This window comes from Bradyrhizobium erythrophlei (assembly GCF_900142985.1).
Lineage (GTDB): Bacteria > Pseudomonadota > Alphaproteobacteria > Rhizobiales > Xanthobacteraceae > Bradyrhizobium > Bradyrhizobium erythrophlei_B.
This window is the reverse complement of the sequence record NZ_LT670849.1, coordinates 3,854,939-3,868,112: the sequence shown is the minus strand read 5'-3', so window position 1 is coordinate 3,868,112 and position 13,174 is coordinate 3,854,939. Positions and strand designations below refer to the sequence as shown.

Here is a 13,174-nt window from a genome sequence, read left to right as displayed (position 1 = left end):
GCTATATGGAGGCCAGGAGCGTTACTTGAACGCACATGTCTCGCAAGGCGGTTGGCCGGTATTAGTGCTGAACGCGGATTTCCGGCCGCTGAGTTATTATCCGCTCTCGCTGTGGTCGTGGCAGGACGCGATCAAGGCGGTGTTTCTCGACCGCGTCAACATCGTTGAGCACTACGATCGCGCTGTTCGCAGCCCGACGTTCGAGATTCAGCTGCCCAGCGTGGTGTCGCTGAAGTCCTTCGTCAAACCGACCACCCATCCCGCGTTCACCCGTTTCAACGTTTTCCTGCGCGATCGCTTCTCCTGCCAATACTGTTTGTCCGGCGACGATCTTACGTTCGACCACATCATTCCGCGCAGCAAGGGCGGCCAGACCACCTGGGAAAACGTGGTGGCCGCGTGCTCGCCATGCAATCTGAAAAAGGGCAATCTGACGCCGCAGCAGGCGCGGATGTTCCCGAAGCAGCAGCCGTTCGCGCCGACGGTGCATCAGCTTCACCGCAATGGCCGGCTGTTTCCGCCGAACTATCTGCACCAAAGCTGGCTCGACTATCTCTATTGGGATACCGAGCTCGATCCATAAACGCATGGCGCCGCCGGCCTCAAGTCATCCAGCGCGCGCAGCTCGATTAAAATTCAGGATTGGACGCAAGCAAATTCGGCGCGGGAGCGACAAGCCCCGGCGCCGAATGGATTTATTCGGAACCTGGAAGCGCGATCAGAAGAAGCCGGCGCTCATATCGATGCCGGAGGTCGCCATGCAGGCAAACACGAGCACCGCAAGGCCGCAGATTACCGCCATCACAGTGACGATGGCGTTGTTGGCCATCGACGGCGCGGGCTGGGCAGAAGTTTTCGTAACGCTATCCATTTTGACCCCCTAATAAAAACTTTGCTGAAATTCCGGGGGCACAGACTAGTAGCGGACCCTTTATGCAAGCTTGCGGTACATCGTTAACTTCGCGAAAGCTTAACAAGGGCGATACGCGGCCGCTCGAGGCGACGAATTTCCCTTGCAGAGCCGTACCATGCGAATGATGGAGCCGGCCGCAATCCCGCCGCGCAAGGCCTTTTCCGAAGAAAATTTGCGGCCTAAGATTGACATCAGCGGAATCGAAATCGCCGCCTACTGCCCACTTTCCGAGATTCGTGTTACGTCTCAGCACCCACCTTTCACGAACCTCGGAAAGTTATGGGCACTAGCACACCTATGATTCTAGTGCCGCTCCTCTATTTGACGTTCCTGGTCGAATTTGCCGCTTGCGGTGCAGGAACGTCAAACAGGCGGCGCTAGGCGAGGCTTTCGGACGCCGTTTGGGAGATTCTCCATGCCTGCCCTCACAGAATGGAAGGTGCCGCCGGCGAACCAGCCGCGCGCGAGCGATTACGGCTTCGATCTCGACCGCACGCTTGCCTCGGTGGTCGGCCTGCATTCGATCATTCCCCCTGACGCCTTCACAGCCGACACGCTCGGCACCGAGCGCGCCGGCAATGGTGTCATCATCGATGATGGTCTGGTGCTGACGATCGGTTATCTCATCACAGAGGCCGAGGCGGTCTGGCTGCACATGGGCGACGGACGCGCCGTGGAAGGCCATGCTCTCGGATTCGATGCGGTGACCGGTTTCGGACTGGTGCAGGCGCTCGGCCGGCTCGACCTCGATCCGCTGCCGATCGGCTCGTCGGCGACCACTTCCGTCGGGGATCGCGTGGTGCTGGGCGGCGTCGGCGGGCGCACGCGCTCGGTGGCGAGCCAGATCGCCGCCAAGCAGGAGTTTGCCGGTTACTGGGAATATATGCTGGACGAGGCGATCTTCACCCACCCCGCGCATCCCAATTGGGGCGGCACGGGACTGCTCTCGGAGCGCGGCGAACTGATCGGAATCGGCTCGCTTCAGCTCGAGCGGGAGCGCGACAACAAGCCCGAGCATATCAACATGGTGGTGCCGATCGACCTCCTGAAACCGGTACTCGACGACTTGCGCAAGTTCGGCCGCGTCAACAAGCCGGCGCGGCCCTGGCTTGGGATGTATACGACCGAAATCGACGATCGCGTCGTCATCGTCGGCATCTCCGCCAAAGGACCCGCTGCACGTGCCGAGCTCAAGTCGGGCGATGTGATCCTCGCCATCAACGGTGACAAGGTCACCTCGCAGGCGGGTTTTTACCGCAAGCTCTGGTCGCTGGGATCGGCGGGCGTCGACGTGCCGCTCACCGTGCACCACGAAGGCGTCACCTTTGACGTCGTGCTGGCCTCGACCGACCGGGCGCGGCTGTTGAAGGCGCCACGTTTACATTAGCGGCTCGCGCCGATGAGCGAGGCCGTGATCGATGACGTCGTGGCGGTATTGCCGCCACTATTGCAATCAATCGAAGCACTCGGCTTCGTCGCGCGCCATTTTCACCCGCCCTCCTTCGATCGCGTGATGGACGCCGCGGGACAACCGGATGAGGACCTGGGCGCGGTCCGTTCGCGTCTCTCGAACTGGCCAGCCGAGTTTGCCGACATCCGAGGTGCGATCGAGACGGCGAGCGATGCGGCGCTGTCGGCATTTTCGGGGCTCCGTGCCGTGCGATCGGGCCAGGGCGACATGACGCTGGCGTTTCGTGCGCTGCGACAATTGCCACGCGCGGAAGAGGTGCTCTATCCGCTGACCGCCAGGTTTCCCCCGGTGAGCAGCTTCTTTCTCAATCCCGAGCTTTGCGAGGATGCCGACCTGCTGGCGCGCCTGGCCGCGCCTGCAAACGAGGCGACCGGCATCATCCACGACAACAACGAGCCGCGCAGCCGTGGCGGCTTTTCACTCTATGTGCCGGAATACTACACGCCCGATCGCGCTCTTCCGCTGGTGATGGGGCTGCATGGCGGCAGCGGCAACGGCCGCGGCTTTCTCTGGCGCTGGCTGCGCGATGCCCGCAGCCTAGGTGCCATTCTGGTGACCCCGACGGCGTTGGGCGCGACCTGGGCCTTGATGGGCGAAGACGCGGATACGGCGAACCTTGCGCGCATTCTCGAAATCGTACGCAGCCGCTACAACATCGATTCCCGAAAATTGCTGCTGACAGGCATGAGCGATGGCGGCACTTTTAGTTACGTTACCGGGCTCGAACGCACCTCGCCCTTCACGCACCTGGCGCCGATCGCAGCGACGTTTCATCCGCTGATGGCGGAGACAGCCGACACTGAGCGGCTACGCGGCCTGCCGATCCATATCGTGCACGGCGCACTCGACTGGATGTTTCCGGTGCAGACGGCGCGGATCACCCGAGACGTACTGACGGCGGCCGGCGCCAACGTCACCTATCGCGAAATCGACAACCTCAGCCATTGCTATCCGCGCGAGATGAACGCGCCGATCCTGAAGTGGCTCGGTGAAGCCTAAACCTCACACCATCCCGCCATTGGCGCGCAGCACCTGGCCGTTGACCCACCCGCCATCGGAACCGAGCAGGAACGAGACCACGGAGGCGATGTCCTCCGGCGTACCGAGACGCTCCATCGGGTTCATCTTCGCCATCCGCTCGACCAGCTCCGGCGATTTTCCCTCAAGAAACAATTCAGTCTCGACCGGCCCCGGCGCAACGGCATTGACGGTGATGTTACGGCCGCGCAATTCCTTGGAGAGAATGGCCGTCATCGTTTCTACGGCCGCTTTTGTCGCTGCGTAGATGCTGTAGGTCTCGAGCTTGGTGCCGACGACGCTGGTCGATAAATTGACGATTCCGCCGCCGTTGCGCATTCGCCGCGCCGCTTCCCGCATGCCGTAGAAAGTGCCCTTGAGGTTGACCGCGATCTGCCGATCGAGCATCGCGTCGTCGCTGTCGGCGACCTTGGCGAGCGTCATGATGCCGGCATTGTTGACAAGCGCATCGATACCGCCGAATGCCTTTTCGGTGGCCTCGAACATGGATCGCATGGAGGCGGGGTCGGCGACATCGGCGCGAACAGCCGATGCGCTGCCACCGTTTGCCTTGATTTTTCCAACGAGGGCCTCGGCAGGACCGGCGCTCGCCGAGTAGTTGACGACAACCGCAAACCGGTCACGGGCCAAACGCTCCGCTATGGCCGCTCCGATGCCGCGCGAAGCCCCGGTCACGATGGCGACTTTCTTCGTTTTGTCGGTCATGTTGCCTCCTGTCCCGATCGCTCGTCCAAAAACATCTTATATCAGGACCCGGTCACGCAAACATGCTGTCAAACGCGGGAACCATTCCCGATCCGCGCACGTTGTCGCGCGTCATTTTGGAGATCAGCGATGCAGGTTTTCATAGGAATGATCCTGGGCGCATTACTGCTCGTCGCCGGCGTCTATATTTACGACTCCCAATCGACGTCGTCGGTCGCGAACGGGCAGAGCGCTGCGACCAACCGAACGATTGTCAATTGGGACGTTGCCTCCGCGGACTGGCGTGCGATGAAGGCACGCGCCCACGAAGATTGGGCCCGGTTGTCGTCGCGCTGACGCGCGCTTGTCGTTGAGATAGCGGTTGTCGCCGACGTAGCGGCTGCGGTGCTATTTTTTCTTTACGGAGGCCGCTTTTCGTGCGTCGGCGATGGCCTGGGTGAATTGCGCCATGGTCAGCACGCCGGGCACGCGAAATTTTCCAACAATGAAGGACGGCGTGCCGCGGAATTCGAACGCGCTCGCCTGGTCGTTGTTGCGCATCAGCGTGGCGTCGATGTCCTTTGCATGGCTGGTGAGATCGCGGTCAAGCCGATCCATGTCGATGCCGCCGGCCGCAAGCGCCTCGCGAATCTTGGCCTCCGTCAGCTTCGAATTGATGGCGATCAGCGCGTCATGAGATTCAACGAATTTGTCCTGGTATTTGCTCGCCTGCGCCAGCCGTGCCGCCGTCACCGACATTGGCCCCAGGATCGGCCAGTCCTTCAAGACCAGCCGTACCTTGCCGTCATCATGGACCACCTGCTGCAGTTCCGGATCGACCTTGCGGCAATACGGACATTGATAGTCGAAATATTCGACGATCGAGATGTCGCCGGACGCATTCCCTGCCACCGGAATTTCCGGATCGCGCAGGACCAACGCTTCGGTCAGCACTTCCTCAGTCTCGGCGCGCACGGATGTGGACAGGATACCTGTGCCGAGCGCAGCCACTGAACCCGCGAGCGAGCTCAAAAGGCCCCGCCGGTTCAACTGAACTCGATCGATCGTATCTCTCATGGACATCTCCGGCCGCCTTTATCGGTGTACTGCCTCATTTATGGTCAGAAGGCGAATAAGTTACGCGTGAGCATATAGAGCGCCACCAGCACAATGACAGAGGCGAACACGATGTTGAGCGCGCCGCGCTGCGCCGATAGCGACCGTGCGAGGCCGGTGCCGATCAGGCCGCCGGCCAGTCCGCCGGCAATGAATAGTCCGGCCAGCTGCCAGGAAACCAGCCCCGACCATGCATAGCTCGCAGCCGTAGATAAGCCAAAAGCCGTCACCGCGACCAGCGAGGAACTGACCGCGTTGATGATCGGCATGCCGGTTGCCAGCATCAAGGCGGGCACGATCAGGAAACCGCCGCCGATACCGAAGAAGCCGGACAGCGTCCCGGTGGCGAGGCCGAGACCCAGGATCGCCGGCATGTTGTCGCGGCTGATGCGGACATCCGGCACACCTTCGCGCGCGCGCGTCTTGAGCATCAGCACGGCGATGATGAGCATCAACAGCGCAAACAGCACCAGCAGTTTTCGGCCATCGAGCAGCTTGCCGAAAATTGTGCCGACCAGTGCGCCTGCAATGCCCGCTGCCGCAAAGGGAATGGCGCACGACCAGCGCACGGTGCCGCCGCGTGCGTGATTCCACAAATTGATCGCCGCATTGGTCGCGACCGCAATAGCGCTCGTGCCGATCGCGATATGGGCGTCGGCAACGCCAACCACATAGACCATCAGCGGCACCGCCAGGATCGATCCGCCGCCGCCGATCAGGCCGAGCGAAAATCCGACCAGCGCTCCCGATGCGACACCTAACGCTGCTTGCATCGTGGAGATGATCAAGAGACGAGACCTTTTGGCGAAACGGACCTCTCAACAGGCCCTTGGGAAAGTTCTGTTAGCGCAGCAGGAAGGTGACCGCCAGTGGCACCAGCAGCGATGTGACCAGCGCATTCAGACTCATTGCAATGCCGGCAAATACGCCCGCGACCTCATCGACCTGAAAGGCGCGCGCGGTGCCGATGCCGTGCGCCGCAATCCCCACGGCAAAGCCGCGGGCACGAAAATCGGTGATGCGCATGCGATTCATCAGCGGCGTGACGGTGATCGCGCCCATGATGCCGGTCAGAATCACGGCAACCGCCGTCAGCGACGGATCGGCATGAAGGGATTCGCTGATACCCATCGCGACACCGGCGGTGACGGATTTCGGCGCCATCGACAAAATCACCTCGCGCGGCAGGCCGACCGCCTCCGCGAGCAGCACGACGGACACGACCGCGGTGATCGAGCCTGCGGCGAGCGCCACCAGCATCGGCAGAATGGCGGAAGCAACCACCTTGCGATTCTCGTAGAGCGGCACTGCCAATGCGACCGTCGCTGGTCCGAGCAGGAAATGCACGAACTGCGCGCCGCCGAAATAGGCGGTGTAGGATGTGTCAGTCGCCTTGAGGAACACGCCGATGATCCACATCGAATGCAGGACCGGGTTGGCAAAGGGGTGCCGATGGGTCCAGAGCGAGACGGCGTCCGTGATCGCATAGACCAATAGCGTCACCGTGAGCCACAACAGCGGCGACTGCGAGAGATAGACCCAGAGCGAGAACGGATCGCGGTTCATGGCGTGTCCTGTCCGCGCCTCAACAAACGGCTTGCAAGGAGAAATGTCGCGACGGTGACCAGAAGCGTGATCAACACGGAAATGACGAGCACACCGAGAAAAGCGACGCCGTGATTGACGATCAGGTCGAGCTTCTGGACGACGCCGACGCCGGCCGGAACGAACAGCAGCGACAGATTAGCCAACAAACCGCGGCTCGCGGCCTCGACGCCGTCGTCTTGCAGCGGCCCGCGCGCCAGCAAAGTGAAATGATCGCGCGCCAGCAGCAGCAGCAAGAGGATGATCAGACCGATCACCGGCCCCGGCATCGGCAGACCGAGCCCGCGCACAAAAGCCTCACCAGCCAACTGACAGAGCAGGATCAGGCTGAGGCTTGCGATCATGGAATTTCACGTTAGAGGGTTCATCCCTTCAGGCGGATGATGCACTCGGCGTAGTAGCCGCCGTCCTTCTCGACCCAGACAAGTCCGCCATTGGCGTTGGTCGCCTTGTTGGCGGTGAATTGATCGGCACAGGTCTTGGTGCGCGCCTTGTCGAGATCTTTTTCGCTTCCATATTTTGGCGAGATCTCGGTCGGGAATACGGCCGTGGTCTCGCGCCTTCCGCATTCGTCGCGGCGGAAGTCGACCCATTTGCGGCCCTGCAATTTGCCGGCGACCTTGGCTTCCAGATATTTCACCGAACAGGCCGGGATCGACAGCGCTGATTTTTCGGCAGGCGCAACGATGGTCGATGGCGCATTTGGTGCGGGTGACGGTGCAGGCGCCGCGCCGGCCGGGGCCTTGTTCTCGGCTTGCGCAAACACGAGGGGCGAGGCCGCGGCCTGCGCGAACATCTGGGAGCCGAGCATCTGAGACGCAAGCATCAGCGCAACAACGGCGGCCGTTTCAGATTTGCCCATCATTTCTCCCCGGAAATATCCGGCTCAGACTTTATCACGTCCATACCCGGATAGAATAAGGACCGAATAGAATAAGGCCCGGACCGTTTCCAGCCCGAGCCTTATGCAACTAAACGATCAAGCCGGCCCCTTCAGGCGCTTGTTGCATTCGCTGTAATAACCGCCGCCCTTCTGGATCCACTTCAGGCCAGCGTTGCCATTGCCGGCCTTGTTGGCATTGTACTGATCGAGGCAGGTGTGCATCCGCGCCTTGCCGGCGCTTTCCTGCGCGTACTTCTGATCAACAATTATCGGGAAAATCGCAGGTCCACTCGGCAGTGTCGGAGCTGGCGCAGCCGTGGGCGGTGCAGCCTTCGGCTTGGCTTCGGCGACGGGCGGCGGCGGTGCTGCGGGCGGAGCCGCAGGCGCGGCCACAGGCGTTGCATCGGCGCCGCACTGAGCCTTGCGGAAATCATTCCACTTCATGCCATTGAGGGTGTTGGCTGACTTCGCCGCCTGATACTTGGCACTGCATTCCTGCGTGGTCAGTGCTTGCGCTGGCGCCGTGGCGACGACGGCGGCAAATCCCGATGCCGCGACAGCACACAATAATTTGGATTTAATGGTCATCCTTGCTCTCCTTGGGGGATGCTGGTCGGTAGTTCCCCATCCTAACGTAGCCAAGGCATGTGACAACGGCCATCGCGGATTGGGCAAAAATATCGCGTCGCGAAAAAACCAGCGCGCGTCATTCATGCGCGGTTCAGCATCACGGCGCAACGGTGGCACCCCCAATAACCTCGAGGTGTTTCTCATGACGATATCCTCTCGCTTGGCCGCCGCCCTCGGCGCGTCGCTCCTGTTGTTCGCGACCCCGGTTTTCGCCCAAACCACGGCCGCGCCCGCCGCGGATACGGCGGCGAAGACCTCCAAGCCCCGCAGCGCCGAATCGCTCGAGTGCTCCAAGGAAGCCGACGCCAAGGGATTGCATGGCAAGGAGCGCAAGAAATTCCGCTCCGAGTGCAAGAAGGCGGCAATGGGCAAGAAGTAATCGCGTCACCTCGATCAGATCCCGTCCTCCCGACCGGAGGACGGGAGACCGCTGTCCAAAGCCTACCCAAGTCCACGCCCCCAACTCCACGGCCCCAAGTCCACGGCCCCAACTCCACGGCCCCAACTCCACGGCCCCAAGTCCACGGCCCCAAGTCCACACCCCCAAGGCCACGCCATCCCGGCTGGCACCGCGCCCGAGTGCATTGCAGCGATCATATCCGCGCATTTGTCCGGCGAGTGCGGATTTGCCATAAGGCGCCGTGAGCCAAATCCCGACATGGCTGGCGGATGCCCTCCCCACCCGCGCCAAGACCCTGCAATATCTTGAAACGCTTGCGATCGGCACGGTCGGCGGCGTCCTGTTTCTTGTCACGGGATTGCCCGGCGGGCTGATCTCGGGCGCCATGCTCGCGGTTGCTGCTGCCGCGATGACGGGGCGGCAGATGGCCGTCCCGGCCCATCTGACGCAAGCGGTGCTGGTGCTGCTCGGCATCCTCCTGGGTTCGCTGATGTCGCGCCAACTGCTGCAGCACATCGGCGCCTATCCCATGACCATTGGCCTTCTGGCGCTCGCGACCTTCTGCACCACCTTCGGCTCCAGCTACTACCTCCAGCGGCGGCACGGCTGGGACCGAACATCGGCGTTTCTGGCCGCCAGCCCCGGCGCGCTGTCGCAGATCGCCGTGCTCGCGATCGAAAAGGGCGCCGACATGCCAGCGATCGCGGTGGTGCAGACGCTGCGGGTCATCATTCTGACCGCCGCACTTCCGGTCATCCTGGTGGCGGCCGGGCTGACATCCTCTTCAGTGCCGGCACTAACGACGACGGTCGCCTCGCCGCTCGGGCTCGTTGGGCTGATCGGCGCATCGGTTGCGGTGTCACTCGTGCTTCGAATGGCGAAATTCCCGGCGAGTTGGCTGTTCGGCGCCATGATCGGCTCAGCGATGCTGCATGGCATGGGATGGATCGATGGCGGCCTGCCACCGATCGTGCGGAGTATTGCGCTCGTCGGCATCGGCACGCTGATCGGTTCGCGCTTCTCGCGGATGAAGATGACCACCTTCCTTCGGCATCTCGCCGCCGGCCTTGGTTCGTTCGCGGTCGCCAGCGCGATTACGGCTGTGTTCGTCGCGATCGTCGCCTTCGCCACCCAGGTACGCTTCTCGGATGCGCTCGTGGCCTTCGCGCCCGGCGCGATGGATGCGATGCTGGCCCTGGCGCTGACGCTGCACATCGACCCGATCTTCGTCGGGGCCCATCATCTGTCGCGATTTATTTTCGTGACGATCGCAACGCCCGGCATCGTCCACCTGTTCGGACGGCCGCAGGAGGATGTGGACGACTAGTTCTGCCGGGCCGTCTTCGCGACGCCCCAAATCGCGATCGCCGCCATCAACAGCGAGATCAGCACGTTGTAGCCGGCGAGCGACAGGCCCAGAAACTTCCACTGCACCTCGTCGCACATGACGACCTTGACCGTATCGAGCCGCTCCAGCAGCGAGCCTGCGCTGCCGAGATTGCCGACCGGGCCGGTGCAATCCGACGGCCCCGCCCAGAATTTCCATTCCACGCCGGCGTGATAGCCGCCGAGCACGGCATTGGCGAGCGCGGCGAGCGCCAGAAGGACAAGCCCGCCAATCAGGACCGGACGCGGCGCATGGAGCCCGGCGGCGAGCGCGATCACGGCCGCCAACGGCACCGCGAGGTAGTAGGCATAGCGCTGCTCCAGGCACAGCGGGCAAGGCTGAAGGCCGAGCACGAGCTGGAAATACCATGCGCCGGTCAACGTCACGGCCGCGATGGCGCCAACCGCAAGCGCTGCGGCCATCGCGGGCGATGTGCGACGCGAAATCGGGGACACGGCTGTCATATTCGACATCAAGAGCCTCCTGCCAGCCACGCTGACTATCCCGTGACAATGCCCCTGTCGAGCCAACCCTCTTCACAGCGGGTTGACCGGAAGCGGCCTGCCGCTATATTCCGCCGGCTTCGCGACGCCTACAGCGGCCGACCGAAGGCCCCTGTGGCGGAACTGGTAGACGCGCTCGACTCAAAATCGAGTTCCGCAAGGAGTGCTGGTTCGATTCCGGCCAGGGGCACCAACTAGGCTGTTCAAGCCCGTTCTAAATCGTCCGCAATCGTTCGCGCAGTGCTCGGAAACCCTTGAAAAATAGGCATTTCCGCGTACATTCTTGTTCGTCACCGTTTGTTCTCCTCCGATCCCAGCCGCCCGATTTGCTGGTATTTTTGCTGGTATCCTGCTGGTATCGGGAGAACAAACGTTCACAACGACTTTCGCTTTTCCGAATAAAGGAATTGAGCAGATGGCCGGCAAGAACGGCAGCGCGTGCGCCAATCCCAAGCAGATCAGGACCGACGTCGATTGCCGCGCCGCCCGACCGAACTTCGTCAAGGGCGCGTGGAGTCCCGCCAAAATTTCCGACGTGACCGGCGGCTGGCTCTATCTCTTCGTCACTCCGGACGTGAGCAGGCCTGGCAACGCTTCCTCGAAGCTCTGGCGGATGGACTACCGCTTCCATGGCCGCCAGAAAACCTACTCCATCGGCCCCTACGGCAACGGCAAGGATGGGACGTTCTCGCTCGCAGACGCGCGGCGCGAGCGCGACAAAGCCAAAGATCTGCTCAAGGAAGGCAAAGACCCAAGCATCGAGAAGCAGCTCGACAAGCACAGGCAGGCCGCCGCCCGGCCTTTCGGGCAATGGGCCGACGAGTGGCTCGCAAAGAAGAAGGTCGAAAAGGTCAAGCGCGGCAGGATCGTCGCGGTGCGCGATCCCAAGACCATCGAGGTTCTTGAACTGCGCGTCGGCTACATCAAGAATCGCTTCGGCAAGCTGTGCAGGCAGGACATCAAGCGTCCGGACGTGCTCGCTTTCATGCGTTCATACGAAGCCGAGGGAAAGCTGGAAACCCGGGACCGCGTGCGCAGCATCTGTGAGCAAATCTGCGACTATGCCGATGTCGAAGGCGACGGTTACAATCCATTCCGAAACCTGAATGGGCAGATGATTGCCAACATTTCGACGCCGCGTCCGGGCGTTACCGAACCACGCGACGTGACACGCGTCTTCAAGCTCATCAGCGCACCGTGGATGAGAGCGAGGTTTAGTGACGTCGTCGGGCTTGCCTTGCGCTTCGATGCGCTGACGATTCCTCGCCCCGGCATGGTCAATGAAATGGAGTGGAGCGAGGTCGATTGGGATGCCAAGCGCTGGACTATTCCTGCCACAAAAATGAAGACGGGCTGGGACCATGTGGTGCCCTTGTCACGGCAGGCACTCGCAATCCTCCGCAGCCTTCAGAAGTTGACCGGCCATCGCCGGTACGCGTTTTCCTGCTCGAAAGACGCGCCGCTATCAAACAACACGCTCAACAAGCGGTTGCGGCTGCTTGGCATTGACACCAAGACTGATCATTGTGCCCACGGATTCCGGACCACCTTCTCGACCCTGTCTCACCACGAAGAGATCAAGGACGCCAAGGCATGGGATGGCGATGTCGTCGAGCTGCAGCTCGCGCATCTCGACAATTCAACTGTGGAAGGACTCTACAAGAAGCACGGACCGCTCGCACTTATCGGCTCGCGCACGAAGCTGATGCAGCATTGGGCTGATAGGATCGACCACTGGCTCGATCCCAAGAAGGTGATGTTGATCAAGGGCGGCGCGCAGGCCTGAGTCACCTACCTTCTCCTTCAGCACTTCCGGCGGAGGCTTACGGGTTTGGACCGGATCAATCTCGCCCAGCCAGAAACGGCTCCGCATGGCCCAGCCTTGCGGCGTTTCATGAACAAGATGGGAAACCAACTGGTCTCACCGATGGCGCCGACTAGCCCGACTGGTGTCCGCTCTTCGGAGGTCACACGGTTAAACCAGCGGCAGTGACGCACGCGTCGCGCTCAGGATTTCCTTCGAGAGTTTATCGTCGTCGACGAGACGGGCAAGCACCATCGCACCGACCATGGCCGACCAGGCGGCAATCGCCGCACGCCGTTTCTCCTTGGGCCCATCGCCTTCCGCGTCGACACTGAGATGATTGATCCGCCTGCAGACGGCCTCCGTCATTCTGTGCCGGAGATCAGCAGAGCCCCGCGCGGCTTCCGTTCCCAGACTTGAAAACAGACAAGAAGTGGGTCGGTTGTCGCGGTGCTTAACGCTGAGATAACCGTCGGCAAATTCCATGGCAGCGCGGCGGGGCTTGGCTTGGTCAGGAGCCGACGGCAGGGCTTGCCCCACAGCCTCTGCAATCAGCGCCTCTTTGGAAGAAAAATGCCCATAAAACGCTCCGTGGGTCAGACCCGCATCCTTCATTACGTCCGCCACAGTCACATCGTCGAAGCCGCGCTGGCGAAACAGGCGCGCCGCAGCGGCCAAGATCCGTATTCGATGCTCCGCAACCTGCTCTTTGCTCACTTTCACGTGGGCCACTCCGAATG

General features: G+C 61.8%; 17 protein-coding genes, 1 tRNA gene and 1 pseudogene. 8 read left to right on the top strand and 11 right to left on the bottom strand.

The window, feature by feature from the left end; translation table 11 throughout:
• Positions 1–25 precede the first annotated feature (25 nt).
• Positions 26–583, top strand: coding sequence for an HNH endonuclease (locus BUA38_RS18005; RefSeq protein ID WP_072826215.1), 558 nt, complete (start codon positions 26–28; stop codon positions 581–583).
• A 135-nt stretch (positions 584–718) separates the two neighbouring features.
• Here the strand turns inward: BUA38_RS18005 and BUA38_RS36775 are convergent, their stop codons facing one another.
• Positions 719–871 carry a hypothetical protein gene (locus BUA38_RS36775; RefSeq protein ID WP_156898569.1) on the bottom strand — a complete coding sequence of 51 codons (153 nt, stop codon included), beginning with the start codon at positions 869–871 and terminating at the stop codon, positions 719–721.
• 457 nt (positions 872–1,328) lie between these two features.
• On the opposite strand from BUA38_RS36775, the gene BUA38_RS17990 reads away from it, so the two are divergent.
• Positions 1,329–2,300 (top strand): S1C family serine protease, encoded by a 972-nt coding sequence (locus BUA38_RS17990; protein WP_072819755.1) that lies wholly within the window; start codon positions 1,329–1,331, stop codon positions 2,298–2,300.
• Between the two features lie 12 nt (positions 2,301–2,312).
• Positions 2,313–3,383 (top strand): phospholipase, encoded by a 1,071-nt coding sequence (locus tag BUA38_RS17985; protein WP_072819753.1) that lies wholly within the window; start codon positions 2,313–2,315, stop codon positions 3,381–3,383.
• A gap of 3 nt (positions 3,384–3,386) precedes the next feature.
• Here BUA38_RS17985 and BUA38_RS17980 read toward each other — a convergent pair whose 3' ends face one another.
• Entirely contained in the window at positions 3,387–4,127 is a 741-nt protein-coding gene (locus BUA38_RS17980) for an SDR family oxidoreductase (protein WP_072819751.1), read from the bottom strand.
• A gap of 129 nt (positions 4,128–4,256) precedes the next feature.
• Here BUA38_RS17980 and BUA38_RS17975 point away from each other — a divergent pair, with 129 nt between their 5' ends.
• Complete coding sequence (locus BUA38_RS17975) at positions 4,257–4,463, top strand: hypothetical protein (RefSeq protein WP_072819749.1); 207 nt, start codon at positions 4,257–4,259, stop codon at positions 4,461–4,463.
• A 51-nt stretch (positions 4,464–4,514) separates the two neighbouring features.
• Here BUA38_RS17975 and BUA38_RS17970 read toward each other — a convergent pair whose 3' ends face one another.
• The 6 genes from BUA38_RS17970 to BUA38_RS17945 form a co-directional block, all read right to left on the bottom strand.
• A complete protein-coding gene (locus tag BUA38_RS17970; RefSeq protein WP_083587635.1) occupies positions 4,515–5,183 on the bottom strand; it encodes a DsbA family protein in 669 nt (222 codons plus the stop codon).
• Positions 5,184–5,227: 44 nt separating this feature from the next.
• The gene (locus BUA38_RS17965) at positions 5,228–6,007 is read right to left on the bottom strand and encodes a sulfite exporter TauE/SafE family protein (RefSeq protein ID WP_072826213.1); all 780 of its coding nucleotides are present in this window, start codon (positions 6,005–6,007) and stop codon (positions 5,228–5,230) included.
• 58 nt (positions 6,008–6,065) lie between these two features.
• Complete coding sequence (locus BUA38_RS17960) at positions 6,066–6,788, bottom strand: LrgB family protein (protein ID WP_072819748.1); 723 nt, start codon at positions 6,786–6,788, stop codon at positions 6,066–6,068.
• Positions 6,785–7,171: a CidA/LrgA family protein gene (locus BUA38_RS17955; protein ID WP_072819746.1), complete on the bottom strand. Its 387-nt coding sequence runs from the start codon at positions 7,169–7,171 to the stop codon at positions 6,785–6,787. Before BUA38_RS17955 ends, BUA38_RS17960 begins: the two co-directional genes overlap by 4 nt.
• A gap of 20 nt (positions 7,172–7,191) precedes the next feature.
• A complete protein-coding gene (locus BUA38_RS17950; RefSeq protein ID WP_244552986.1) occupies positions 7,192–7,689 on the bottom strand; it encodes a hypothetical protein in 498 nt (165 codons plus the stop codon).
• 117 nt (positions 7,690–7,806) lie between these two features.
• Positions 7,807–8,298, bottom strand: coding sequence for a hypothetical protein (locus BUA38_RS17945; protein ID WP_072819744.1), 492 nt, complete (start codon positions 8,296–8,298; stop codon positions 7,807–7,809).
• Between the two features lie 184 nt (positions 8,299–8,482).
• On the opposite strand from BUA38_RS17945, the gene BUA38_RS17940 reads away from it, so the two are divergent.
• Positions 8,483–8,719, top strand: coding sequence for a PsiF family protein (locus tag BUA38_RS17940; RefSeq protein WP_072826211.1), 237 nt, complete (start codon positions 8,483–8,485; stop codon positions 8,717–8,719).
• A gap of 262 nt (positions 8,720–8,981) precedes the next feature.
• Positions 8,982–10,067 carry an AbrB family transcriptional regulator gene (locus tag BUA38_RS17935; RefSeq protein WP_072819742.1) on the top strand — a complete coding sequence of 362 codons (1,086 nt, stop codon included), beginning with the start codon at positions 8,982–8,984 and terminating at the stop codon, positions 10,065–10,067.
• Here BUA38_RS17935 and BUA38_RS17930 read toward each other — a convergent pair.
• Entirely contained in the window at positions 10,064–10,600 is a 537-nt protein-coding gene (locus BUA38_RS17930) for a disulfide bond formation protein B (RefSeq protein WP_072826210.1), read from the bottom strand. The two genes, BUA38_RS17935 and BUA38_RS17930, sit on opposite strands and share 4 nt — an antisense overlap.
• Positions 10,601–10,738: 138 nt before the next feature.
• Between BUA38_RS17930 and BUA38_RS17925 the strand changes: the two genes are divergently transcribed.
• Both BUA38_RS17925 and BUA38_RS17920 read left to right on the top strand, forming a co-directional pair.
• Positions 10,739–10,823: transfer RNA gene (locus BUA38_RS17925), tRNA-Leu, on the top strand.
• A 222-nt stretch (positions 10,824–11,045) separates the two neighbouring features.
• Entirely contained in the window at positions 11,046–12,416 is a 1,371-nt protein-coding gene (locus tag BUA38_RS17920; protein ID WP_072819740.1) for a tyrosine-type recombinase/integrase, read from the top strand.
• A gap of 66 nt (positions 12,417–12,482) precedes the next feature.
• On the opposite strand, the pseudogene BUA38_RS38800 reads toward BUA38_RS17920, so the two are convergent.
• Positions 12,483–12,545, bottom strand: a pseudogene (locus BUA38_RS38800) (DAPG hydrolase family protein); the annotation flags it as partial.
• A 60-nt stretch (positions 12,546–12,605) separates the two neighbouring features.
• Entirely contained in the window at positions 12,606–13,157 is a 552-nt protein-coding gene (locus BUA38_RS17915) for a TetR/AcrR family transcriptional regulator (protein ID WP_072826209.1), read from the bottom strand.
• Between the last annotated feature and the right edge of the window lie 17 nt (positions 13,158–13,174).

Bases quoted from the DNA above. Each gene is read 5' to 3' on its own strand.
- BUA38_RS17980 (WP_072819751.1), bottom strand. From the start codon at position 4,127: ATGACCGACAAAACGAAGAAAGTCGCCATCGTGACCGGGGCTTCGCGC.
- BUA38_RS17930 (WP_072826210.1), bottom strand. From the start codon at position 10,600: ATGTCGAATATGACAGCCGTGTCCCCGATTTCGCGTCGCACATCGCCC.
- BUA38_RS17985 (WP_072819753.1), top strand. From the start codon at position 2,313: ATGAGCGAGGCCGTGATCGATGACGTCGTGGCGGTATTGCCGCCACTA.
- BUA38_RS17970 (WP_083587635.1), bottom strand. From the start codon at position 5,183: ATGAGAGATACGATCGATCGAGTTCAGTTGAACCGGCGGGGCCTTTTG.
- BUA38_RS17950 (WP_244552986.1), bottom strand. From the start codon at position 7,689: ATGGGCAAATCTGAAACGGCCGCCGTTGTTGCGCTGATGCTTGCGTCT.
- BUA38_RS17940 (WP_072826211.1), top strand. From the start codon at position 8,483: ATGACGATATCCTCTCGCTTGGCCGCCGCCCTCGGCGCGTCGCTCCTG.
- BUA38_RS36775 (WP_156898569.1), bottom strand. From the start codon at position 871: ATGGATAGCGTTACGAAAACTTCTGCCCAGCCCGCGCCGTCGATGGCC.
- BUA38_RS17990 (WP_072819755.1), top strand. From the start codon at position 1,329: ATGCCTGCCCTCACAGAATGGAAGGTGCCGCCGGCGAACCAGCCGCGC.
- BUA38_RS17945 (WP_072819744.1), bottom strand. From the start codon at position 8,298: ATGACCATTAAATCCAAATTATTGTGTGCTGTCGCGGCATCGGGATTT.
- BUA38_RS17960 (WP_072819748.1), bottom strand. From the start codon at position 6,788: ATGAACCGCGATCCGTTCTCGCTCTGGGTCTATCTCTCGCAGTCGCCG.
- BUA38_RS17955 (WP_072819746.1), bottom strand. From the start codon at position 7,171: ATGATCGCAAGCCTCAGCCTGATCCTGCTCTGTCAGTTGGCTGGTGAG.
- BUA38_RS17975 (WP_072819749.1), top strand. From the start codon at position 4,257: ATGCAGGTTTTCATAGGAATGATCCTGGGCGCATTACTGCTCGTCGCC.
- BUA38_RS17920 (WP_072819740.1), top strand. From the start codon at position 11,046: ATGGCCGGCAAGAACGGCAGCGCGTGCGCCAATCCCAAGCAGATCAGG.